The 24,082-nt window shown below is 37.3% G+C and carries 27 protein-coding genes and 1 pseudogene; 3 read left to right on the forward strand and 25 right to left on the reverse strand.

Annotated features, from left to right (window positions below; translation table 11 throughout):
• A pseudogene (locus AN161_RS06040) lies at positions 1-495 on the reverse strand (hypothetical protein); the annotation flags it as partial.
• A gap of 372 nt (positions 496-867) precedes the next feature.
• Between AN161_RS06040 and AN161_RS30515 the strand changes: the two are divergent.
• The gene (locus tag AN161_RS30515) at positions 868-978 is read left to right on the forward strand and encodes a hypothetical protein (protein WP_241774511.1); all 111 of its coding nucleotides are present in this window, start codon (positions 868-870) and stop codon (positions 976-978) included.
• Between the two features lie 443 nt (positions 979-1,421).
• On the opposite strand, the gene AN161_RS06050 is transcribed toward AN161_RS30515, so the two are convergent.
• From AN161_RS06050 to AN161_RS06070, 5 genes are read right to left on the reverse strand one after another with little or no spacing between them, the layout of a single operon-like run.
• On the reverse strand, positions 1,422-2,180 hold the full coding sequence (locus AN161_RS06050) for a tyrosine-protein phosphatase (RefSeq protein ID WP_053593470.1): 759 nt from the start codon (positions 2,178-2,180) through the stop codon (positions 1,422-1,424).
• A gap of 13 nt (positions 2,181-2,193) precedes the next feature.
• Positions 2,194-2,961, reverse strand: coding sequence for a phosphonate ABC transporter ATP-binding protein (phnC, locus tag AN161_RS06055; RefSeq protein ID WP_053593471.1), 768 nt, complete (start codon positions 2,959-2,961; stop codon positions 2,194-2,196).
• 10 nt (positions 2,962-2,971) lie between these two features.
• Positions 2,972-3,796: an ABC transporter permease subunit gene (locus AN161_RS06060; protein ID WP_053593472.1), complete on the reverse strand. Its 825-nt coding sequence runs from the start codon at positions 3,794-3,796 to the stop codon at positions 2,972-2,974.
• Positions 3,796-4,581: a phosphonate ABC transporter, permease protein PhnE gene (gene phnE, locus AN161_RS06065; RefSeq protein WP_082339847.1), complete on the reverse strand. Its 786-nt coding sequence runs from the start codon at positions 4,579-4,581 to the stop codon at positions 3,796-3,798. Before phnE ends, AN161_RS06060 begins: the two co-directional genes overlap by 1 nt.
• 7 nt (positions 4,582-4,588) lie before the next feature.
• Positions 4,589-5,497 (reverse strand): phosphate/phosphite/phosphonate ABC transporter substrate-binding protein, encoded by a 909-nt coding sequence (locus AN161_RS06070; RefSeq protein WP_053593474.1) that lies wholly within the window; start codon positions 5,495-5,497, stop codon positions 4,589-4,591.
• A gap of 170 nt (positions 5,498-5,667) precedes the next feature.
• Here AN161_RS06070 and AN161_RS06075 point away from each other — a divergent pair, with 170 nt between their 5' ends.
• Complete coding sequence (locus tag AN161_RS06075) at positions 5,668-6,333, forward strand: GntR family transcriptional regulator (protein ID WP_053593475.1); 666 nt, start codon at positions 5,668-5,670, stop codon at positions 6,331-6,333.
• 541 nt (positions 6,334-6,874) lie between these two features.
• Here the strand turns inward: AN161_RS06075 and ptsP are convergent.
• From ptsP to AN161_RS06130, 11 genes are all read right to left on the reverse strand, one after another.
• Entirely contained in the window at positions 6,875-8,611 is a 1,737-nt protein-coding gene (gene ptsP / locus AN161_RS06080) for a phosphoenolpyruvate--protein phosphotransferase (protein WP_053593476.1), read from the reverse strand.
• Positions 8,611-8,877 carry a phosphocarrier protein HPr gene (locus AN161_RS06085; protein ID WP_053593514.1) on the reverse strand — a complete coding sequence of 89 codons (267 nt, stop codon included), beginning with the start codon at positions 8,875-8,877 and terminating at the stop codon, positions 8,611-8,613. The genes ptsP and AN161_RS06085 overlap by 1 nt, the downstream gene beginning before the upstream one ends.
• 136 nt (positions 8,878-9,013) lie before the next feature.
• Positions 9,014-9,820: a BtpA/SgcQ family protein gene (locus AN161_RS06090; protein ID WP_053593477.1), complete on the reverse strand. Its 807-nt coding sequence runs from the start codon at positions 9,818-9,820 to the stop codon at positions 9,014-9,016.
• A complete protein-coding gene (locus AN161_RS06095; protein ID WP_053593478.1) occupies positions 9,820-10,806 on the reverse strand; it encodes a hypothetical protein in 987 nt (328 codons plus the stop codon). The genes AN161_RS06090 and AN161_RS06095 overlap by 1 nt, the downstream gene beginning before the upstream one ends.
• A 132-nt stretch (positions 10,807-10,938) precedes the next feature.
• Entirely contained in the window at positions 10,939-11,664 is a 726-nt protein-coding gene (locus AN161_RS06100; RefSeq protein ID WP_053593479.1) for an amidohydrolase family protein, read from the reverse strand.
• 87 nt (positions 11,665-11,751) lie between these two features.
• Complete coding sequence (locus tag AN161_RS06105; protein WP_053593480.1) at positions 11,752-12,576, reverse strand: PTS system mannose/fructose/sorbose family transporter subunit IID; 825 nt, start codon at positions 12,574-12,576, stop codon at positions 11,752-11,754.
• Positions 12,577-12,589: 13 nt separating this feature from the next.
• The gene (locus AN161_RS06110) at positions 12,590-13,342 is read right to left on the reverse strand and encodes a PTS sugar transporter subunit IIC (protein ID WP_053593481.1); all 753 of its coding nucleotides are present in this window, start codon (positions 13,340-13,342) and stop codon (positions 12,590-12,592) included.
• Between the two features lie 244 nt (positions 13,343-13,586).
• A complete protein-coding gene (locus AN161_RS06115) occupies positions 13,587-13,976 on the reverse strand; it encodes a PTS sugar transporter subunit IIA (protein ID WP_053593482.1) in 390 nt (129 codons plus the stop codon).
• 71 nt (positions 13,977-14,047) lie between these two features.
• Entirely contained in the window at positions 14,048-14,524 is a 477-nt protein-coding gene (locus AN161_RS06120) for a PTS sugar transporter subunit IIB (RefSeq protein WP_053593483.1), read from the reverse strand.
• 52 nt (positions 14,525-14,576) lie between these two features.
• A complete protein-coding gene (locus tag AN161_RS06125) occupies positions 14,577-15,305 on the reverse strand; it encodes an amidohydrolase family protein (protein ID WP_053593484.1) in 729 nt (242 codons plus the stop codon).
• Between the two features lie 36 nt (positions 15,306-15,341).
• On the reverse strand, positions 15,342-16,088 hold the full coding sequence (locus AN161_RS06130; RefSeq protein WP_053593485.1) for a GntR family transcriptional regulator: 747 nt from the start codon (positions 16,086-16,088) through the stop codon (positions 15,342-15,344).
• 587 nt (positions 16,089-16,675) lie between these two features.
• On the opposite strand from AN161_RS06130, the gene AN161_RS06135 reads away from it, so the two are divergent.
• On the forward strand, positions 16,676-16,882 hold the full coding sequence (locus tag AN161_RS06135) for a hypothetical protein (RefSeq protein ID WP_053593486.1): 207 nt from the start codon (positions 16,676-16,678) through the stop codon (positions 16,880-16,882).
• Between the two features lie 39 nt (positions 16,883-16,921).
• On the opposite strand, the gene AN161_RS06140 is transcribed toward AN161_RS06135, so the two are convergent.
• From AN161_RS06140 to AN161_RS06170, 8 genes are all read right to left on the reverse strand, one after another.
• Positions 16,922-17,374: a DUF6097 family protein gene (locus AN161_RS06140; RefSeq protein ID WP_053593487.1), complete on the reverse strand. Its 453-nt coding sequence runs from the start codon at positions 17,372-17,374 to the stop codon at positions 16,922-16,924.
• Between the two features lie 183 nt (positions 17,375-17,557).
• Positions 17,558-18,355 carry a hypothetical protein gene (locus AN161_RS06145; RefSeq protein ID WP_241774512.1) on the reverse strand — a complete coding sequence of 266 codons (798 nt, stop codon included), beginning with the start codon at positions 18,353-18,355 and terminating at the stop codon, positions 17,558-17,560.
• Between the two features lie 13 nt (positions 18,356-18,368).
• Positions 18,369-18,788, reverse strand: a complete 420-nt coding sequence (locus AN161_RS06150; RefSeq protein ID WP_053593489.1) for a hypothetical protein — start codon at positions 18,786-18,788, stop codon at positions 18,369-18,371.
• Between the two features lie 255 nt (positions 18,789-19,043).
• The gene (locus tag AN161_RS06155) at positions 19,044-20,324 is read right to left on the reverse strand and encodes a helix-turn-helix transcriptional regulator (RefSeq protein ID WP_053593490.1); all 1,281 of its coding nucleotides are present in this window, start codon (positions 20,322-20,324) and stop codon (positions 19,044-19,046) included.
• A gap of 832 nt (positions 20,325-21,156) precedes the next feature.
• A complete protein-coding gene (locus AN161_RS29495) occupies positions 21,157-21,303 on the reverse strand; it encodes a hypothetical protein (RefSeq protein WP_158002986.1) in 147 nt (48 codons plus the stop codon).
• A 79-nt stretch (positions 21,304-21,382) separates the two neighbouring features.
• Positions 21,383-21,769: a hypothetical protein gene (locus AN161_RS06160; RefSeq protein ID WP_053593491.1), complete on the reverse strand. Its 387-nt coding sequence runs from the start codon at positions 21,767-21,769 to the stop codon at positions 21,383-21,385.
• 212 nt (positions 21,770-21,981) lie between these two features.
• Positions 21,982-22,275, reverse strand: a complete 294-nt coding sequence (locus AN161_RS06165; RefSeq protein WP_053593492.1) for a hypothetical protein — start codon at positions 22,273-22,275, stop codon at positions 21,982-21,984.
• A gap of 740 nt (positions 22,276-23,015) precedes the next feature.
• On the reverse strand, positions 23,016-23,861 hold the full coding sequence (locus AN161_RS06170; protein ID WP_053593493.1) for an alpha/beta hydrolase: 846 nt from the start codon (positions 23,859-23,861) through the stop codon (positions 23,016-23,018).
• Positions 23,862-24,082 lie beyond the last annotated feature (221 nt).

Here is a 24,082-nt window from a genome sequence, read left to right on the forward strand (position 1 = left end):
GAAGGGCAAGGGATTCTTTTACAAACAAATCTTGTTTGCGAATACGAACAGGAAGGATTAATCCATTCCAATAGACACTATTCTCTTTAAATCGAATGCCTGCTTTATTAGATTTCCCTTCTACAGAATGAAACATTCCGTAACGTTTAAAGTGTGCTTTGCTCCCTTTAAATAGAACATCTTGAACCGCTTTCCAGACAGTAGAGGCGATTTTCTGAGAAGTATTGCTATCTATATGTTTTTTATAGTTATGTTGATGCTTTTTAATATACGCATGCAGTTGATATTCACTTAATCCAAAAGATTGACGAATGTTATCTAACTCTTTTGCGATCTGCTTCAATTCTTTTGAATCATTCGTTTTTTTCGCTTTTTGATAGCTATGTAATTGTTTTCGATAGTGTTTTGATTCTTGCATGAACGTATATTGTTTTACTGCATAAGACAAAGTTGTATTATAGAGTGTACGGGCAATTTCAAAACGTTTTAATAGGANNCCATGTATCTTAACTTGAGTTCTATAATAAAACAATCTTTCTTCCATTTCGTCATTATCCGTCACTCCTTTCTTTTTTTGATTATTCACAATATACAATATAAACATATGTTCTATAAAGAAAAAGCACTTCATTCCTCCCGCCTCTGAAGAAGGGGGCTTCCTGAAGCTCAATTCTGTGATCACCATGTTTTTAGGCCTAGCTTTTAGAAAATGGAGTCTTCTACTTCCGTCATTTGTAGCGCAGAACGCAGGAGACATGCTATGGGCTATGATGATCTATTTCGGATTTCGATTGTTGCTAGTGCGTAAGAGCATCTTCACAGTCATTTTGTTCAGTTTTGTTTAGCTTCGGCATTGAATTTAGCCCGTTGTATCAGGAAGACTGGAATAATCAGATTCGCGAGACATCACTCGGGGCTTTAATATTTGACAAGGGTTTTCTAGTAGAAGATTTGATTCGATCTCGCCCCTCTAGTTAAAAATTATAGTTGATTACCGTGAAATACTTTTACTATTAAATCACGTTCTGGTACCTGTAATTTATGATACGATTCTAAAAAAGAAGTTTTATCACAAGTTGATTTTTCCAGTTTAATCCCAATTTCTTCTTTCGAAAATGCTATAATTGCATAAGGTGCAGTTGATTGTTACAACCAAGGGAACTAGGATTCAAGTATATCGTTTTATTCCCTATAAAATAATGCAGGGGATGATGGTGATTGTTACCTTCAAATAACTTTTCTAGGTTTTCAATACTTGGGGTTACAATTGAACTAAATGGATCCTTACTAATATGTTCATTTATGTGACTGTTTTTAATTTGATAATGGGTAAATAAAATTGAATGTCCTTTTAACCAAAAAAAAGCCAACATACTTGGTGATATCAACAGCATGTTGGCTCTTAACTATTTCATAACAACTTAAATAACTTCAAGGTAGTAATCTTTTAGTCGAGCAATTTCCACTTCATCGATGCCGAACTCCTCTTTGAAATATGCTTCATACGTAGGGTAGATTTCTTTAATACGATCGAAAACGGTCTGCATATAAACTGCTTCTACACCAGCCATTTTCCCAAAAATGACTTGATATTCAGCCATTTGTTCTTTCATTTTAGTAAACCAGATTGGTGGTTTTATAGCTGTCGCCTCATTTGTTAAGAGATATTCTTCAATAATTGCTTCTTCTGATACGCCAAGCAATAAGTAGATTAAAGCTGCACCGACACCAGTACGGTCTTTCCCTGCTGCACAGTGGTGTACTAATGGAACTTGTTGCTCACGAATACACGCTAGTAGTGCTTTATATGATTCATTTTCAAATAACATGTCCGCATAGAAATGACCAAGGGCATTTTCTCGTGTCCACATTGGATTTTTCAACATATCTTCCAGCGATGTTGAGCTGTGGTCTAAATTTGTATTTGCAGGTACGCGAATGTTGATGACACCTTCAATTGTTGGAGTTACGACTTTGCTTGCTTCGTGATCATCACGATAATCAAAAATCACTTGAATGTCCATATCTTTTAAACGAGTAAGATCGGCATTTGTTGCATGTCCTAGTTCACCACAACGAAATAGCAAACCTTTTTTTACACGGCGCCCATCTTTCGTTACTCGCCCACCCATATCACGAAAATTATAAATTTCTTCAAACGTCTCTAATAGTTGCACCATTTTTTCCTCCTCCTCAGCTTGCTAGTAACTCGTCTTCTTTTCCTTCATATAAACGTACGATTAACTCATCTGTTAAATCTTCTGGTTTGCCATCAAATAGTATTTGCCCTTTTTGAATAGCAATAATGCGCGTCGCATATTTTTTCGCCACATCAACTTGGTGTAAGTTGACTAAACATGCAATGCCTTGTTCAAGACAATTTTCATAAATGCTCTCCATTACGATTGCAGACGATTTTGGGTCAAGTGACGCAATTGGTTCATCTGCTAAAATAAGTGCAGGGTTTTGTGCTAATGCACGACAAACGCCGACACGTTGGCGTTGACCACCACTTAGTTCATCAACGCGCTTACGAATTTCATTTTCTAATCCGACTTTCTTCAATAAATGAATAGCCATTTCTTTTTGTGCTTCTGAATAGCGATTGAAAAGCCCTGACATAATACTCATGCGCCCTAAATTTCCGTGTAGTACATTTTCTAGTACACTTAAGCGGTCGACGACATTATAATGTTGAAAAATCATGCCAATATTTGAGCGAAGTTTGCGTAAGCCCGTACCTTTCGCTGTCATTAGCGATTCACCTTCGTAGACGATATCACCTGATGTTGGCGTGACAAGGCGATTAATTGAGCGAAGTAATGTTGATTTCCCCGCACCACTAGGGCCGATTACGGCGATAAATTCACCTTTATGCACATCAAATGAAATGCCTCGAAGTGCCTTTGTTCCATCTGCATATTCCATTTCTAATTGTTGAACTTGTAATAAAGGTTTCATTTAAATACTCCTAACGTAGTTTTTTTCGTAATAAGCCCGTGCATGTTTCAATCGTAAACATTGTCACAAAAACGATTAAAATACCAAGCGTCATGTCGCCAAAGTTGTAGTATGCAATGGAGTCTTGAATTAACATACCGACACCGCCTGCACCAACCATACCTAATACAACTGATTCAGATACATTCATCTCAAACTTAAAGGCAATTGTGGCGATAAAAATTGTTTTTAGCTTTGGTAGTAACCCTTTGAAAATAATTAAAATCCAACATGCACCAACCGAACGAAGCGCTTCAATAGTGTCATCGCCAACTTCTTCAATTTGTGCCGCAAACGTTCTAATTAAATACGCAGCCGTCGGTAAAATAAGCCCTAAAATCCCCGCTGTATAACCGAAGCCAATACTTGCGACCGCAATTAATACCCAAACCGTCGTTGGCACTGCGCGAATGATCATGATGGAGAAGCGAATTATACGACTTAACATCATAGAAGGTGTAATGTTTCTTGCAACTAGAAAGGCGGTCATAATCGAAAGTACTAAACCGAAGATTAAGGCAAGTAACGCGACAGCTAGTGATGCTAGCATTTCACGTAAATAATCTGGCAACATCGCCGTTGAAATTTGCATCATATTTGACAGTGTTGCAGGTAGCTTTTCGACACCCGTTACAAACTGTTTCCAATCAATATCCACAACGAGTAAACTAATGACGAACAAAAGCCCACTCACACCAAAAAATAGTTGTTGCTGCTGTTTCGTTTTAGCATGGGAAATCGGAATTTTTTTCTTCTTGCGAGTTGGCAACTGAATCGATTCTTGTTTCGCTGTCATTAAATAATTCGCTCCCTTAATTTTTGTGAGGTTGTTTCGACAATCATAATTAACACAATCATAATGACAATTGCCATCGCTGTTTTGTCATATTGGAATAGATCCATTGTTTGTTTAATCAGTGTACCGAGTCCTCCAGCGCCTACTAGCCCTAGAATTGCACTCGCACGAATGCCAATCTCGACCATGAATAGCGACCAGTTTAAAAAGCTCGGCATAAATTGAGGAATCACCGCATGTTTTAATACATGGAAGTAGTTCCCCCCAACTGCCACAATCGCTTCTTCTGCATGCCCATCAAGTTCTTCAATTGCTTCTGAATACACACGTGCTAAAAAGCTTGTACCGAAGACAACTAAGGCAAGCAATCCCGGTAAATTACCAATCCCAAAAATCACGACTAAAATCGCCGCCCAAACAAGCGCTGGGATATTTCGACAAAATGTTAAAGCTGCTTTTAATACCAATGCGACCGTTTTTGAAGGCGCTGTGTTTTGCGCCATTAAAATCGCTAAAACTAACCCTAAAACACAGGCGATTCCTGTCGCAATAAATGCTAAGAGAATCGTATCAATGACAGGCTCAATAAAGGTCTTCATCTCACTCATATCAGGTGGTAGGAAGTCCGTCAGTATAAACTGAACAAACGTCGGAATGGCATAGAAAAATCCCATTAAATCGAATTCAACATACCAAACCGAAAATAGAATGACTGAGATGAATAAGAATATATTAAGCGACTTTTTAATCTTGCTTGTTTTTGTATCTAAACTTGTATTCATCATGATCTCCTTAGTGCGCTAATAATTCTTCAGGGCTTAAGTTCAACGATTCCGCAACTTCTCTAAACTTATCAAAATCGCTATCTTGTACTTCGACTAATTTTGTATCTTTACTGCCTGTTAATGCCTCTAAATACGTTGGGTCATCATATGTTAATAAGAACTCTTTTACATCATTCTTCGTTTCTTCTGAGTGATTGTCACGAATTGCATACGCACCGCCAGAACCTACTTCAATCGTTGGGACTTCTTCAATAATTTTGTAATCATCTTTTTTGATGACACCGTTTTTTTCCATCATTTTAAGTACACCCGGTGATACAGTTGCCACATCATATTGTTTGTTCGTAACACCAATTACCGCTTTATCATGTCCACCAGCAAAGTTAATACTCTTAAAGAATTTACCTTCTTTTTCAACTTCTTCAAGCGTTAAACCAAGGCTTTCAATTAAATATGATTTTGGCATTAAGTGACCTGACGTTGAAACAGGGTCCGCAAATCCAATCGTTTTACCTTTTAAGTCTTCTAATGACTCGATATCTGAATCACTTGCTGTAATGAATACGCTCATAGGCAGCGATGTATCTGTTTTAATACCTGCTAATGCCTCAGCGCCTGCACGCTCACTTGCGACAATATATGAAAATGCACCGAATAATGCTAAATCTGCTTTGTCATTTTTCATTGCTTCGATTGCAGCATTGTAACTATTTGCTTGATAAGAAGATACTTCCATTCCTAAGATTTTTTCTAAATCTTCCTCAAATGCTTTGTCTACTTTTGCTTTTTGTTCTGAGTTTTCTTGTGGTAAGTAGGCAATAATGAACTCATCTTGCTTCTCTCCACTACAACCAGCTAAAGCGAGCGCACCAACTAACATCGAACTTAATAAAAGTGACTTCTTGTACGTTTTCATGTTGACCTCCAAAAAATAATTTAGTTATAAAACTTGTATACAAGATGAATATAACAGCTGAATGTTAATGATTTGTGAATTTGATGTAAGATAATTACTATAATGTTGTAAATGTGACTGACATCTTTTTCTAAATATACTACGCTATGAATAGAAAGAGAGGTACTACTATGACATCTTTAGCTGATCAAGCATATGAAATTTTATTAGAACGCTGCATTAAAGCAGACTATATGCCCGGAGAAAAACTATCCGAAAATAGATTAAGCGATGACTTAAACATGAGCCGCACGCCAATTCGTACTGCACTTATCCGGCTTATTCGTAAAAAATACATTCAGTCAATTGATAAAAAAGGTATCATCGTTAAAGGTTTTTCTGAAAAGACATTTTTGGATACATGCTTTTTTCTAGCAGATTTACAACAAATTGTCCTCAATGATCTCATTCAAAAAAATAATGTGGAACTGCTGGAAATACTTGATGGCATCATTGCAGAACAAATTAAAGCGCACGAGCAAAATGATTATTACCGATATTTAATTTGCACATACGACTATATGGAAAAAACATTTGAAAGCTATAATAACGAAGTACTATTACAAGCGTTTAAAAATGTGCGTCAAAACACAACACGCATGTCGATGATTATTTATAACTTAACGAAGCAAGAACCGCACTATTCAACAATTAGCATGTTCCAAGCACTTAATGAAGGTTTAAGACAACAAAATCCGAAGAGTATTCATCATTATTTATTGCATAACAAAAAGCGCATTAACGAAATTCAACAACTTTTCAATGTGCACGGTGAACATTTGAATACTGACTCCTAACAAAAATAGGTGACTTAAAGTGGTGGGATAGTGGTGGAACTGCTACCATTATATTAGGAGGAGATTACCAGATGGCAAAAATAAAGAACGAACAAATTGTAATTGAAATAGTACCCCTCAAAGCTGATGACGTAGTTGATAGAAAGTCTTGGTAAGGAGCTACAAAGTAATTTACGAAACAGAGGTCTCAGCAAGAGTTACGATGAGGTTATTTATTAAAAAACCGAAAAATCTAAGAATGAAAGTAAATGTAAAACAAAATGGAATTTTAAATACGTGAATTTGTTTGCGTTCGCTTCATTCTCAATAAGCTTTTCTTGCACAAACTGATAACGAAATTGAAAATATTTATATGTCCAACTACAAAGCCCAGAAAATTCTACTGTCCGTAAAATTTTCTGGGCTGCTTGTTATTTATTGAGGTTTTGTCCCAACCTCATTCGAAACCTCAAGTATATTGTTAGAAGTTTTCATTGCTATGGCTAATTCAAAGATGGAATTCTTAACGTTCGCATTTTCCTTTTGCATTCCTTAATAGCATTTATTTTTTAGTAGCTTCCGCCACTGCTTCTATCACTTCAGAAGTTGTGCTCATTTGTAATGCCTTTTCTACTAAACCTTCCATTTCCCTTTTGGAAAGGCGAAGAATTTGTGAACGTGCTTTTAAAATAGATGTGGCACTCATAGAAAACTCATCAAGACCAAGTCCAAGTAATAATGGAATCGCGGTCTCGTCTCCTGCCATTTCTCCGCACATTCCTGCCCATTTCCCTTCCCTATGCGCTGCGTCAATCACCATTTTGACAAGTCGTAAAATGGCAGGATTGCACGGTTGGTACAGGTAAGAAACCCGTTCATTCATACGGTCAGCTGCTATTGTGTATTGAATTAAATCATTCGTTCCAATACTAAAGAAGTCGACTTCTTTCGCGAATTGATCGGCTAGAATTGCTGTTGAAGGAATCTCCACCATAATTCCAACTTCAATACAATCAGAGACTGAAACCCCTTCAGAAACTAATTTTTGCTTTTCCTCTTCCAAAACTGCTTTAGCTTGGCGGAATTCTTCCAGTGTCGCAATCATCGGGAACATGATTTTTAAATTACCAGCTGTACTGGCTCTAAGGAGAGCTCTTAATTGGGTTCGAAACATCCCTTGTTCTTCAAGGCAAAGTCGAATTGCCCGGAAGCCAAGGAACGGATTCATTTCTTTTGGGAGGTTCAAGTATGGCAATTCTTTATCGCCCCCGATATCAAGTGTCCGAACTACGACCGTCTTGCCATTCATTCCTTCTAAAACTTCTTTGTATGCCTGATATTGCTCTTCTTCAGAGGGAAGCTGATCTTTGCCCATGTATAGAAATTCTGTTCGGTATAAACCGATTGCTTCAGAGCCATTATGAACAACACGATCTAAATCCTTAGGTGTTCCGATATTTGCAGCTAATTCCACATGATGACCATCTGAAGTTACAGTCTTTTCATTCATAAGCTTGATCCATTCTTCTTTTCGTGTTTCAAAATCGGCTAGTTTCCTCTTATATTGCATAACCATTTCTTGAGAAGGATTAATAAGTACTTCCCCTTTTAGACCATCCACAATCACAAAATCTCCGGTATTAATCACCTCAGTTGCGGTTTTAGTGCCTACAATAGCAGGAATTTCCATTGAACGAGCCATTATGGCAGAATGGGATGTCCTGCCGCCAATATCCGTTGTAAACCCTTTTACAAATGTACGGTTTAATTGTGCTGTATCTGAAGGAGTTAAATCTTCGGCAACAATAATTACCTCTTCCATAATCATACTTGGATTTACAATTTTTACGCCTAATAGGTGTGAAAGCACCCGTTTTCTCACATCACGAATATCAGCAATACGTTCCTTCATATACTCGTTATCCATTTGTTCAAACAATGTGATAAACATATCTGTAGTATTATCAAGAGCATATTCAGCATTTACCTTTGTTGTCTTAATGTTATCCCTGATATGATTTAATAGGTCTGGGTCACTTAGAATCAGTAAGTGTGCATCGAAAATAATTGCTTTGTCATCGCCTAGTTCTTTTTTTGCTCGATCCCGTATTTCCTCAAGCTCCTTTTTCGCATTTCCAATGGCAGATTGAAAACGTTGAATTTCCTTTTCGATGTCTTCAATCATTTCTTTTTCAAACGAAAGATCCGGTTCTACTAAACGATATGCTTTTGCCATTGCAATTCCGCTTGAAGCCGCAATACCGTTTAATAAAGGTGTTCGATCTGTAAAAGAACTCATTATAACGCTAGACCTTCCTTCTTTAAAATTTCTTCTATGCTTTGTAATGCTTCTTTTTCATCGGTACCGTCAACAATAATTTTGATTTCTGCACCTTGGCCGATTCCTAGAGCCATTACGCCCATGATGGATTTTAAGTTTACTCTCTTTTCGTTATATTCAAGCTGAATACTTGAATCATATTTCCCAGCAACCTTTACTAAAATAGATGCGGGGCGAGCATGAATTCCTGTTTCTTCAATAACCTGATATTGTTTTTCAATCATATTTTTTCCTGCTCCTTTTCTTATTACTTTTACTTCAAACGAATAAAGGCTAACTTTAACGCCGAATATATTCACCAACACCTCTAGTACCCCACTGCGGTAACGCTATTGTGGAGTGGGGGTCAGACTCCAAAAATTATTGTTTGTTTTTTCGAATTTCCTTCGCCTTGTTCGCTTCTTCCATAAAAATGCGAGCTCGTTCAGAATCAATTGGATTTTTCATATCGCCTTTTTTCACCCATGTAGCCACCGATACGCCATCATAGTATTTTAGTAGTTCATAAATGTTATCTCCAGTTGCTCCGCCGCCTAAGAAGATAGGAGTATCAGGCAATTTCGTTCTTACCTTCTCGATCATCTCAATGCTTTCAGCCGGGCTATTTCCTGCGATAAATAGTCCATCTGCAAATGCCTCGTGAACGGCCTCCCAAGCGGCATTTTCAATCGGTTTACGGCCTAGTGGCACGCCATGGACTTCGTATACATCGGCAAAAACCGGCACTTTAGTTCTGATTCTTTTTCTAAGACTAGCAATATCAACGCATTGCGCTTCAAGAATGCCCGCGCTCGTTACATTTGCTCCGGTAAAGAGATGTTCTACCCTTACAAAGTCTGCACCCACCGCATCGGCGACAGATAATCCGGCAACGCCATCCCAGTTCATCAAAATACCCATTGTTAAGTTAGGAAACTCTTTTCTAATTTCATAAGCAATTCTAGTCATATAGGCAATTGCTTCTGGCTCAGCATGCTGCTTAACCGGCATATCATTCATATTTTGAATAATGATTCCGTCAAAGCCATTTTCCTGCACCATCACGGTTTCCTTTAAGGAATAGTACACAATCTCATCAATTGTTTGATCAGTGTGTCGATAACTTCCCGGAAGTGGCGGCGGCTGAATCATCGATAAGACGGTACAATTTGGTTTGAACGCTACCATTAGATCGCTCCTCCTAACTTTTTATAGTAATTCATGCTGACATTGAAAATTTGATTTACCGGGATAATTCCCTCTTCAGTAATAAACCCTGATATATGCTTAGGTGTTACCCCAAGTAATTCAGGAGCCTTAAAGTCTATATTTTCTACAAGATTTTGATCCGGCCAATCTTTGGTTAATTTCTTCTCTAATTCTTGGACAACTAACATTTTCTTATATCCATAAATCGGGCGAATATCCAATTTAATCAAAGGGGTTAGAAAATACAATGGAATTTTATAATAGTCACAAACTAAACCTACGATATCAGAGCCAGTTGTATTAAAGCCTGTCCCATCAGGAAAAAACGTTTCTGCTCCCATTAGCGCGACATCGCATTCTTTTAGGTAATACATCAGCGCAGCATCCGGGAAAAACTTAATTTGATGACCTGCTTCCTGGCAGACTTTCACATAAGGAAGTCCACCATCAATAATGCGGCTTTCGGGAATATATATGGTATAGGTTTGCTCATTTTCGCCTATTCTTTTCAAAAATTTATCAACAGTACTTGAGTAATCATAAACCAAAATATTTTTCATATCTTTGACAGCAAAATTGGCGTAGTCAATAACTTTTAATGTAGCTTCTTTGTTATATTCAAGGTAACCATTCTTTTGATTAATGATTTCTTCAACAGCTTCATCAATTGGTTTGTCTGAATGACTTTCCAGGTTGTTTGTCATCAGTAAGATAGCATTGCTAACCGCCTGACTTGCTTCTCCTCTTGTTTTGATAAAAAATTGGCTAACAGATTGAATTTTTACTATGATTTCTTTGACGTGACATTTATTTTGTTTTCCGTCCAATGCTATCGATTCAATCATGTCACCGATTATGGAAATGTGATTGCCTGCGCCCAATACTTTTTGTCCAACAATATCATCAAATAATGATTGAACGTCTGTAGTCAAAAGATTTCTAACACTTTCTGCTGCCTGAATCATATAAAACCGTCTCCTTCTCGTCTACTAGGCTATTTACACAAACTTTGTTACGAATCATGTGCAAATAGCCATTTGTAGTGGATATTTGTCCTGCAGGTTTAAAGAAAAAAATATCCTTTATTCATGGTGACTTTATTTCTTTAATAAATCTTCAGCGTTTTTATAATAGATACTTCCCAGATAGTCCTCTTCCAAGTTAAACATATCAAAAAGGTCAATCGAACATTTGGTCAACGTTGTAGGATAATAAGAACCGAATAGTAATTTTTCCTTTGGTAACACGGAAAATGCTTTTCTAAGAACTTGCACTTCATACTGGTTAGAGGTTTCAACTAGGATATTGTCGTGTTCATTGGCAACATCTACACAGCTATAGCCGTAGTCAAAGCAACCGATATGAAGGAAAATAAATGTGATATTTGGGTGCTTTTTTGCATGAAGAGCCCATTGCTGAGGCATTGACATTGAGCCAATTCCTGTGAAAACTTTCACTGGTGTTTGGGTTTCTTCGACAATATCGAGAATTTGGTCGATATTAGAACAGCTATCAGGATAGTAGCCATGTTCTATTGAATTAAATTCAATCATTTTGATTCCAGAAAGCTGAAGCACTCTCTTCGTTTCATCTACTGAACTGTCTTCTTTTGGATTTATGACGGCACAGCCAACTAATTGATTGGGGTGCCTTGTTACAAGATCCGAAATATAGTTATTTTGATCCTGGATTGACTTTCCTTCTAACGCAGAGACAACCCTTAAGGAAATATAGTTTTTTTTCATATCATCTAGTAATTCTTGTTCGAGATATTCGTGAGTTGTCTCATCCCTTTTGATATGAGCATGTATATCGATAATCAAATTTCTTCACCTTCTTGTTTGATTTTCATGTAAGGGCAGCTTCTTCCCTCCAGCGATTTTGGGAGGATAGGGACGGTGCCGCTTCTATTATCCTAAAAGTCCTGCGTATACTCCGACGATTCCAAAAATCATAGTTAAGAAGATTAATTTAATGGGTGATACTTTTTTCTTTGTGATGAGGTAATACATGAGACCGGTGTAGAGTAATCCAAGTACCCCAGGCATTAAATTATCTAATGTTTCTTGAATACTGATGGTTGTCTCTCCAGACGTATATTTGATTGGGACATTTACAACCACTAATAATGGAATGAATCCACCGACAATAATATAGGCAGCAATACCGGCAAGTTCTGAAATCCTACTAATTAAACCAGATGATTGGAATTTGCCAACTAATGAAATCCCTTGTTTATAACCTTGAAAAACGCCCAGATAGCGAACTCCTAGTGAAAGAATGGCCATACAAATGACGAACATGATCGGTCCGACCCAGCCTGTCCCAGCACTGACTAATGAGATGGCAAGTCCCGCTAGAATAGGTCTTGCGGTTCCATTTAGAAGGGAGTCGCCCAATCCTGCCAATGGTCCCATTAGGGCTGTTTTTACAGAGCCAATCGTAGATGGATCAAAGTCTCTTTCATTGGCATATCTTTCTTCCATAGCTGCACTGATTCCAACAGGAATAGCCGAAACCATGTCTTGTGTTAAGAAGTACTCCATATGTCTTTCATATGCTTCTTTTTTATCTTCAGGATCATCATATACTTTTTCAATAACAGGCATCATGGCTTGGGTAAAACCAGCATTTTGCTGACGTTCATAGTTATTTGTGGCACGAATCGTCATTTGGTTCCAAAATACTTTCCATAAATCTTTTTTGGTTAATTTTTTTTCATTCTCTTGCACCATATTCACTCTCTCCTTATGCATTAGTGTTTTGTTCATCTATCTTCAGGTAGTAATACAATGCAACACAAATGACACCCAATAATGCAATTCCGATCATGTTTATTTCTAAATACGAAGCAAATAAGAACCCTAAGAATAAAAACGGCCAGAATTTTTTCACCTGGATTGTACTTAGTAGTAACGCAAATCCGACTGCACCTATTAATCCTCCGCCAACTGCTAATCCGGTAATCAATTTCTCAGGAATGGCTTCAATGATTCCCTTTACAAAGTCTGCTCCAAAGTAGATTGCTAGGAAAGCAGGTATTCCATATAAAACAGAGTTCATTAACATCGGATAGACCGTATTATTTAATACAAGTCCACGCGTATTTAAATTGGTTATCGCCCTTTCGGCTCGGTGCATGAAGAAGATGTTGATCACCGAGTTTTGGAAAGTGGTAGCAATTTGGCCGATAAAGGAAACTGGTAATGCAGTCGCAACAGCTAGTTCGGTTCCACCGCCACCAAGAATCGCTATTCCTGTTGCAATGGCTGTACTGAGCGTGGGGTCTGGAGGAGTTGCTGTCCCTACGAAGATTACCGCAAGGAACATTAACTCAATTGTTACACCAACGGCTAATCCCGTGGTCACATCCCCCATAATCAATCCAACGACTGGCCCTGTAAAAATAGGTCTAAAAATATGTGTTTGCAAAGTATGAGAGTCAATAAATGCAATGGTAACAAATAATGCAACTAGTACTGCCTGTAGTAGAATGTCCATGTGTAAGTCCCCCTGCCTATGACTGAAATTTATATTTATTGATTAGTTGGATGACGTTTTGACTGCGTTCATATGGAACTGTACGTACTTCAAGAGGTGCTTCAGCTGACTGATGTGAGTGACGAATATCTTCCTCATCGACCCAAAGTTTCCTAATATTTTGGTTTTACTTTTTTTCATATTGATGTTGCCAACATTGATTTCTTTTATACCAAGGTCGCATAATCATTTTCGCTTCGCTCTTTTATATGTCACTTAATCCTAAACTGTCGTGGCTTACTTCTACTAATTCAGAAGTTAGGCTGCTAAGGCATTTTCCATCTCTTGTTAAAATCGCATGAACAAGGATTGGTAAATTCACCCCGTAAAAAACACTTACATTGTCGTTGTTAAAAGAAAATTTGCTGCTGATTTTGAACGGAGTGCCTCCTATAATATCGCAAAATATTAAGAATTGTTCTTCATTTGAAAGCCCTTTCATTTTTTCGTTCATTAAATCGGAAAGTTCATCTTGGCCCATATCTTCCATTAAACATAGAAACTCAACATTGTCCGCTTCACTTGTAAACATTTTTGCAGAATGAATGATTCCTTCTGCCATTTTTCCATGCGTAACAACTAAAATGTTAATCATTTTAAAACCTCCCCAGATGGTTCCAAATGTTTTTTCTAAAGCTGTATTCATAAAAGGTGATTATTCACTAGTTATTTGCTGATCAATTTAATTACATCTTGACTGCGTTCGTTTGGTACTGTACGAACTTCAAGGGCAACACCTACTTCATGTATCTTGTTTAGATTTCGAATATCCTCATCGTCTATCCAAAGGTTACCTAAAATCTTCGTTTTGCCTTTTTTCATGTTGATGTTACCAACATTTATTTCTTTTAAATCAAGGCCGCCTTCAATCATTTGCAGTGCTTCCTTTGGTCCTCTTACTAATAACAGGGTCTTTGTATCACTTGTGTCTTCTTTAATGGTACGAATAGTTTCGTCCATTCCAAGGATTTGCAGTTCAATTGTTTTTGGCGTTGCCATTTGGAGCAATGTTTTTTGAAATTCATCATTGGCTGCTTTGTCATCTGCGACAATAATTCTGTTTGCATTTGCGTAGGCAATCCACGCAGTGACAATTTGTCCGTGGATTAATCGTTCGTCGATTCTAAAAACAGTAATGTTCATTTTTTTTCGCTCCTTTTTGATGAGTTTTGCTGAGTAACGTAATTTCGAGTCTTTACATTCTCCATAAGTACTCTGCATTTTTATGGAAGATATGTTCTAATTGATCTTCAGGAATATTTAATTCAAAAAATTTCTCAATTTCAATGTTTACTAGTTTGTAAGGCCAATCCACTCCGAATGCCATTCGTTCAGGTCCAAGAATTTCAATCGATTTTTTTAACACCTCGGAATTCATTTGACCTGATGTTTCCACCCAAACGTTTTTCAAATCTTTAACTGCTTCGATTGTTGATAATCCAAATTCATAATAACCAGTATGGGTAAAGAGAAAATCAATATTTGGGAATTTCTTCGCGTATTCTGCCCATACATAAGGTGTGCTAATTGGAGCTGTACCAACATGTGTTTGAACATGAACGCCGTATTTTGCGATTTCAAAGAAAATATCATTTAAACTAGGTGTATTGTCTGGATAGTATCCGTGTTTCCATGAGTGAAACTTGATGCCGTTCATTTTGTATTCGTCTAAACATTTATGAACTTCCTCAATCGCATCGGATGCTTTAGGATTAATAAAACCATAGCCTTCAATGATGCCTGGATATTCCTGCATCGCTTTGTAGATGGTGTCGTTTTGAGCTCTTGTGGAAGTTCCTGATAAGCTGCTAATCCCAATTTTGGTAATCCCGTATCTTCCTAATTCCTCTACAATATCTGTTGGTGTATTTTCGTCACCTGAACTTGTTTTTCCTAAGTGTGAATGAATATCATATATTTTCATGATTTGATTTCCTCCTAACTCAGTTACAGCTATAAATTATTTGTCATCAAATACATCAAGGGTTACTTTATATTGATAAACATCTGAACGGTAATACATTTTTACATATTCGATAGGAATTCCAGATGTATCATACATGACCCGTTCTTTATAAAATATAGGGATGTTATCTTTTATATCCAAAATCTCCTTCAGCTTCTTGTCCGGTGTTTTCGCTTCTAAAATTTCGTCGGCGTATTTAAATTGGACTCCTTTCTTATTCAAAGTGTCATATAATGAGGTCCTTTCATCGAACTCTGATGGATCGAGAGTAAATTCATTGGACATTCTGATATACGCCTTGTGCAAACCTACGATAGCATCACCACATAACCGGATTCGTTCTAAATAATACACTTCATCTCCTTCCAAGATATTTAAGGATTGAGCAACCTTGAAATCAGACTTTATAATGTTGAACTCCTGGATAATGGAGCTTGAAATTTCGCCAAGTTTTGTTGTATCTTCGCTAAAACTAGTGAGCCGCTTTAGATCATACTTATGTTTCGGGGTACAAACGATTGTTCCTTTTCCTTGCGACTTTTTTACAAATCCCTCATTCTCTAAATCTTGAATGGCACGTCTGATGGTTATTCTGCTGACTCCGTATAGATTCTGTAGTTCAGTTTCAGACAACAGCATGTCACCGGCGAGCAATTGTTTACTTTCTATTTTTTTCTTAATTTCCTCATAAATCTGAAAGTGCAAAGGCACCTTCGAATCTTTGTCTATATTGGGTTTCATAATATTCACCTATCCGATCATTAGTAATCGATATAACGTTATAAGAAGTTGAGGTATAATTATTTTTGGCTTAACTAAGCTTTAAACCTAATATTTGTTTAAAAATACCTCATGCCAAAAGGATATAACGTTATAACAAGTTGGAGTAAAATAATAAAGTCTAAAATGACTTTTTATTAGTATTTATTACCAAAAGACTAATCATAACATCACGTCAACGCTTTCACTTTTGGAGAAGTTAATATAACGTTATAACAAGTTGCTAGTTGATATAACCTTAAAGCTTTTTAAAATGGTTGTCAACATATCTTTGTGCTATCTTGTCTTTTGAATGCGCTTGTGAATCAATGAAACTTTGGCGTTTTAAGCCACCCTTGCGAAACGGCATACATCATTTTTTTGTAAAAAATTACTAGCGTTGCATAAAAAATTAATTAAAGGTCAACCATGAAAAATTATGTTAAGCTAGCTTCCTCTGCTTAATTAAACATGGTTCAGGCTGGATATGACAAAGATTCTGTATAACAATGTTTTTCAAGTAAAGAAATTATTGTTGATGTTTATTATAGAAAAAAAGGAAGTAGTTTATGAAATTTACTTTTGAACTAGGAGTTAATACTACACCAGACAAAAATTGGTCATTATACGCAAATATAAATGAATGGTTTAAGTGGGAATCAGACTTAAAAGATATTTCACTAAATGGTGAGTTTGTAAAAGGAAGCACTGGAATTATGAGAGATAGGAAAGAGCGCTCACCCTTTCCTATCTCCTTAAAGGTATTTTTCAATTGATTTGGAGAGAAAGTTAGTTAAAAACTACTTTTCAATATTTTAGTTTAATTGGTCCAATAATTTAGACTTTAAATTAGGATATATTTTATAATACATTTTCTTTTCTATTAATTTGTGTGTAATTACGATAGAAGCAAATACAAAAGCGTACAGAATAAACGCCCATGGATAAGCTAAAAACCAATCAAGTACATTTTTAAAGATATCCCCTCGATCTATTACTTTTAACTTTCCTAATATCATATAAACAATAAAGACAACGATTGGTAATGCAATAACACCCGAGATAATGTTTAAAGATCGTTTTTTATTCCGAGCTTCGATAAAAGTAGGTTCATTTAAATATTCGCTAACCTCCACCGCTTGTTTTTCAAAGGTATCTTCACTTTTAATAGGTAAGTTGTAATCACTAATTATTTTGTGAAGTTGTTTAAGTTCTTCCGCGCTAGAAAAAAATTCAACCATCGTTTTTCCGTAATTCAGTTTCCTCACTTCTTTCTCATTTTAAAATATTTAGTATATAGTACATAAATGAAAGGTTGTTTCTATTTGCCTGTTGATTGAGTTTCACCGAATGTTACCATTATTGTTTTTAATTAGTGTTTCATTCATCCATAAATAAAGTTAAAAATGAAGAGGTCCGGCTGCAACCCGGAGGCTAACGCTTTTCCATGTTTATGTACCGAACGTCTGCCGGATTTCCTGCTCCGTGACCGGCAGCACGATCGTCAGCTTCGCAGGGTCCTGCGGGGAATAGATGACATTGATGATTTGACCTTGCTGCACCCGGGCAAAATTCACGACAAGCAGTTCTTTTTGTACCGTCACCTTGAATGTTTCCCTGTTTGGTTTGGTAACGGCGAGAGTAAGCTGCAGTTGAACTTTTCCGGATGCGGCCATACCCAGTGGTACCACATCCATTACTTTAGCTAAACCTTTCTCCCCGGTTTGCGCAATATCCGCTAGTTCCGGACTCAAGCCTTGTTTAACAAGCTGTTCATTAAAAAGCGATTGAAGATCATTTTGATTCATATGACCTTTGGCATCAAAACCGATCTTGTTGGGATTTTTCACCGAGATCAGTAAGGGAATTACAGATCCAGGCTGAAATTGTGGTAAATTCGCGACAGAAACAATCATCCGCAGCTTGGCCGGGTATTTGTCGTGGCCCTGTCTTATTACCATCAGTTCCAGCTTGACTTCCGGTTTGTTGTTAATCACCGTTCCGGTTTGCCGGATATTCGTAATTAGTCCCACTGCTGACTGCCCCTTCTTGACGGTACCGACACCAAAGACGTTACTCAATATGGGTGGAAGAATCAACAGGGCAATACTGGCAAAGATGGCTGGCACAAACCAAGAAGAACCTATAATGATAAAGGGATCGTCCCATATCCAATTAGCCAGCAGCGGGGAAAAGCAAACGCCAAGCATGGTAATCATGCCAAGTGATGTTAAGCTTTTTTGCATCATTATCCCTCCCGGGTCAGATTCTAGTCATGGGGCCAACATAGATGAGTTCCGCCGGATTGGCCGGATGCTGTCCGAGTCCGATGTGGTCCCCGGCCCGTGGCATCTGTAATTTGGATACAAGCGTTTCGAGTGTTTTCGTATAACGGCTGCCACTGGTTTCCGTCACCTCCAGCTCCAAAATAACAACCGGGTCAAAATTAATCAGTTTTCCGGTATCGCATACCGAAAGGACGATAGCGGTAGCAGTGATAGGAACGGAACCTCCCGCGGCCATCTGCGCTTGCCTAGCCTGCTCAATGCTTTGATTCATGGCTTCGCGATGCTGTTTGGGGATGAATCCCTTCATCATCATGCCGCTCAAGCCTTTATTTAATAATTGATCCGCTTTTTCCAAATTGTCCTGTGCATGTTTCTTTTTACCGAACCAGCCCATATGTTAAGCACCTCGCTACAATCGTATTTTTGAGTTCATCGATGTCTCTATCACAATTGTAAACAGCGGATGGAAAGGTGACAACGGGTTTGAAAGGATACAATATGGTGGCGGTGATCAGCGGTTTTACTTCCGGTTTAAGGAGTGAATTTTGCGAAGATCCGCCCTTTTAGTGCAAAAAAAAGCGGAAAATCCGCCTTTTAACGTTGGGAACAGCCCATTCGTATTGCGGTTTTCCGACTGAAATCCGGTTTATTATTTGCTCCGCAGAAGGTAAACTAGCTTCTTGTAATAGGCAGCTGATTCCTTGTATTTTCTGGCATCCTCAGAGACGACGGCAAGCGACTCATATAGAGTCTCCAAGCGGTTGGTTTGCTGAATGGACTCAAAATAAGGCAAACAGGCCATGGCCTGCTCCATTGAACGTTCGAACTGCCCCTGCGCAAACGAGAGTTGGCTTTGGTAGAACTGCAGCGACATTTGTTGATCGGTTGTTTCGGCGCTGCTTTCAAGCTCCTTGATCATCTGCGGGAGCAATGCCCATTGCTTTTGGTTTAGTGCCAACTCGCAGCGGTAAATATCGAGCAGCGGTTGGAACTTCTGTCTAATTTCTTCTGGTTCGCGCCGAATCATTTCTTTAAAGCGGTCAATCTCCAATGCGGCTTTGTCATATTCGCCCAGCAGCGTTTGCATGATAATTCGGTTGTTCATTATGGATGTCATCATTTCGCCCTGACTGGAGGTGTAAACCAAATGTGCTTCCGCCATGGATAAGGCTAGCAGCGCTTCCTGAACAAGTCCGACCGTAAACTGATAACCGCTGTAAGTGAGATAGAACCCGCTCAAACGGTGAAAGAGCCTTTGTTCATAGACATGCTTCATCATTTGCTCAAACGTCTGTTTCGCCTGATCATACTGTTTCAAATAGATAAAGGCCTCAAGCATGAAATTATGCGCCGTCAGCCATGGCTCGCTGCCTGGAGCGAGCAGTTCCGCAAGTTTTCGTGCTTGAAGCAGTGCCTCGTGGTAATGGTGTTTGGATCTGAAAAGTTGGATTTTATAATAAAACATCGCTTTTTTGGCTGGCAGGGGCAGATCATTGTCGTCAGGACGACCGTATTTATCCAAGTAATAATTCAAATAGTTCCGGTGCAAATAATCATGAGCTGCCGCGTCATTAAGCTGCTGGTAATACACGGCTTTCATTAAGGCTGTGGTCAACTCAACGGTTAAAGCATCGTCGCGGTCCGGCAGATCGTTAACCTGCTGTTCATCGATGGATGCAGTGGATTGGGATAACATTTCGAAAATGCTCTCTGCCTTTGTCAACGTATCCGGCGATTGAGATGAAGCCTGCAGCAAATAAGCAGGAGAGACGCTGAGACGGGAGGCTATATGTTCAGCCAAATCAGCGGCAAGAGGGTAACGCTCTGCGAGGATATTGGCAAAATGGGTTTGCGTCACTAAACCTTCAACCAGCTCTTTTCGGGTGATATTTTTCTTTTTGCATAAAAAATCGATTCGTTCTTTTAACATAGGGCGTGGAAATCTCCTTTCCGCTAAAACTCCGTAAAAGTATACCATGAATAGATAGAAAAAAAGGCCTGGAATAAGGATAAATGGGTGAAAAGGTTTGCTATCGGATGCATCGGTGGCCCCTTGCGTGAAAATCATCCATTATTTAACATAATTACCTTGCGTAGCAGTTCCATTACGAGGAAAAACTGCTGTCCCCATAATTACTCCGATTCCCCAACCGTTATCCTTTTTTAAATCAACATAGAATACTTCATTTCTCATTGCTGCAGTACTTGTATTTTCAATATAGTTTAAATCATTTGGGTAAGGTTAGACAATTATATCCAAAGGGGAAAAACGGTACAACTTTGTTATAAACGGTATAACTTTCTTTTAAACGGTACATCTTTCTTTTAAATCTACACCATGCTAGTTCGATTAAAGAATGTTATCAAGGATTAGTTATTGGGACAAATAGTTTTATTTCATCGATTACTGCAGATCCTTCATAATAATTTGATCGGTAAGCCCTTGACGGCATTTCCCGCACTATTCCAAATAACATAAAAGGAACTCTAATTTCACAAAAATAATGCGTATAAAAAATATTAGTTGATCTATACTATTAAAGATTTCACTTCAAATCCAATGTGACTAGGAGGGTTAACCCGATGAGTAAGGCTGATCGATAGCTCTGAAGGACCATCAATACTGAAGAAAGCTAAAGTACGGTTATCTTAGGAAAATCTTAAGAGCCAATGCGGAAGCGAGGCAGTGTGTCATGGAGGAAGAAATGTAAGTGGTAATCAAACCCGGAATATTATTTCCGGGTTCTTTTGTTTTGGTACTACTATATCGCCTTGGCGTAATTGTGGCTGTCGCTTCGCTTTCGCACAGAAAACATTTGTTGCTGTCGCTTCGCTTTCGCACAGAAAACATTTGTTGCTGTCGCTTCCGCTACAGAAAACATTTGTTGCTGTCCATGCGTCCGGATCATAAGTTCCACCCATTATCAAAAGAAGAGCTTGTGAACAGACTGATTAGTTAATTTACTTATAACAAGTCTATTTCATCTTTCATTTTTCGAAACTATTTTCATAAATATCCAAGAATTTCGCTATCATTACACCTTGTTGAACAACGGTTTCATCATTAGTTTCAAGTTGCCAAGCATAGGACATATAATTTTTATAATTTCTTTGGCTAATAGGCTTTAAAGCATGTTCTTTAGCAGTGGCAGCAAACCCTTTTTTATAATCAATTTGAGCTTGTTGTAATGCTTTCTTATGATTTTTAAAAACGGGCATTCCCTTAGCATTAGCTCCTATTTCATAAGCTTCATTGTCACCAAAATCAGCACTTAATTGGCTTGTATCATAGTCATCAACAACTTTTGAAGAGGAATTACAGGCTGTTAAAAGTGTAAGTAAAACTATACTAATAATGATTAATGTTTTTTTCATTTTTCTCCTCCTAAGAACATAGCTCTTATATTTTATTACTCTTCTTATTGGTTTAATGTCCTTCTAAAACTAAACTGCACCATAAGTAAAAAAGCATCTCCACTTGTTGTAGAAACGCCCTCGTTAGCCATCCATGAAGCGCAAAAATCAGCACTTCACCACAAAAAATGAAAGATTATTACGTTCTTTCATGGGAGTTGAATAGTCGTAAATCACATGTTTTTGCTGTTATATTTTTTTACGACGGTTGCTAAAATTGCAATAATAAAAACGATGACACTATTTATCATTAAATAGTACCCTAGTTGCATGCCATAAAACATTGCAAAAGGATCGCGAATAATAAATATCGCTAATGCACCACCGATTGCACCAAATAAGACTGCTAGTAGTAATATTGTAAAAGCAGAAAAAAACAGATTTTTCTTTTTTCTGTAAAATATAAACCCAATAATATTTGCAATAACGATAAAAAAGCCCATAAGTATTATGAAAAAGCTATCCATTTAGCCCCTCCTCCATAAATATATTTTACCATATGAACTAAAAACCCTGTGAACTATTCTGCTTACGTTAGCACAAGAAGCGATCGCTCTATTGAACAATTGCACTCGTTTGTTTAAGTACATTTATTCACAATTTTACTATGTGTAATGTATGCTCATTCAATTTTTTCATTAAACTAGGAATCGAAGTATGAAGATAAAAATTGTAAAAATGATTTGTTCCCTTTTTCACTTCAGTTTAGCTTTAATTTGTTCCAGTTCATTCTTACTAAATATTTCTATGTTGTAGTTGTAATCAAGATTTATAAGAATATCGTTCGCTTGATGTAATTTTGTAATATCTTTATCCGCTAATCCTTTCATAATTACTATCTATATTCAAAATAAAGAGGCTGGGATAGAACTCGTTTATTTAGAAAAATGGCGAAAAGAGATAATAACTTTTCTGCTTCATCAAAGTGAATTTCCCATTTAAAATCAAAAAAATGTTAGACCGATTATATCTTGGTCTAACATTTTTTTGTCCCAGCCTCTTTATTTTATTCATTATCATGTTGCACATTCTATAGAAATATTGTTATCTATAGATTTTCACTTTGACTCTTAATAAAACAATAAGAGAGACTTTTTTTAAGTGACTATCTTATAGGGTACATTTTATTTAATACTGGATTTTGAGCAAACTTTATTACAAGTTATTGATCTTTTAAGCCACATGAGCAACTGGTCATCAGTCTCTTCTATTCATTAACCCAATTGATTAATTCGCTATCAAAAGTATTTGGTTCTTCAAACATTGGGTTATGGCCACTTTTTTCAAAAATGATCTTCTTCACATTTTTATAAGAATGATCAATTGATTCCCAAAGCGAAACAGGAGCGACTAAATAATCATATCTACCTAACCCTACAAAAATAGGTTTATCTACGCGAGCCATTGATTGGATTAGATTTCGTTCAGCAAATGCTACTCCCCAAAGGTAATCAATAACTTCCATGTTTGTATATACGCCATCCCACATATAAGCAGCATCGAACGTATAATCATAAAAGCTATGCGCTCCCATGCGAATACACATATGCACAAATCGTCTATCAGGATCATTGTTTATATCATTTTCTAAGAAAGCAATATCATGCTCAAATTGCTTTGTTCGCTCAGCACTGGCAGTCTCATTAAAAAATGAAAAGCTTTGCTGTTGTCTCTCTTGACTGTTTGTCGGTGCTGAATTTAATAAAATGACCTTCTGAACATTCTGAGGATATTTTTCGGCATATGCCAAGGCCATAAATGCGTGGCCAGAATGTCCTAAAATGATAAAATCCTCAAGTTTGAGCAATTGTCTTGCTGTTTCGATATCATCTACAATTTTATCCAAAGTATAGTCTTCTTGCTTTAAAGCACGAGGTGGCTCCACAAATCCTCTATGATCTAAGAAAATAAATTGAAAATGTTTATATAAGTTTTCCGAGAACAAGCGTGGGTAATATACACTGCTACCCACTACCAATATTGGCTTACCTTGCCCCTTCACACAATATTTTAAATCAAATCCTTCACTAAAGATGCTTTGATAGTTATTCATAATAATAGTCCTCTTTTCTTTTTTATATAGAAGAGCTATCAACTTTTGTGCTCTTCTTTCTATCACTCCCTTTCTTTTTTACATTCCCGTGTTTTCTCCATTGAACGCTCAAGCATTCTAGCTCACCTCAATTAATACTTAATATTTTTTATGTAATAGAAGTAGAATTTTTCAATTAAAAAATTATTATATAATAATAATTCAAAATTCGCAATTTTTTT

Origin of the sequence: Lysinibacillus sp. FJAT-14222, assembly GCF_001278875.1 — a bacterium.
GTDB classification, from domain to species: Bacteria; Bacillota; Bacilli; order Bacillales_A; family Planococcaceae; genus Lysinibacillus; species Lysinibacillus agricola.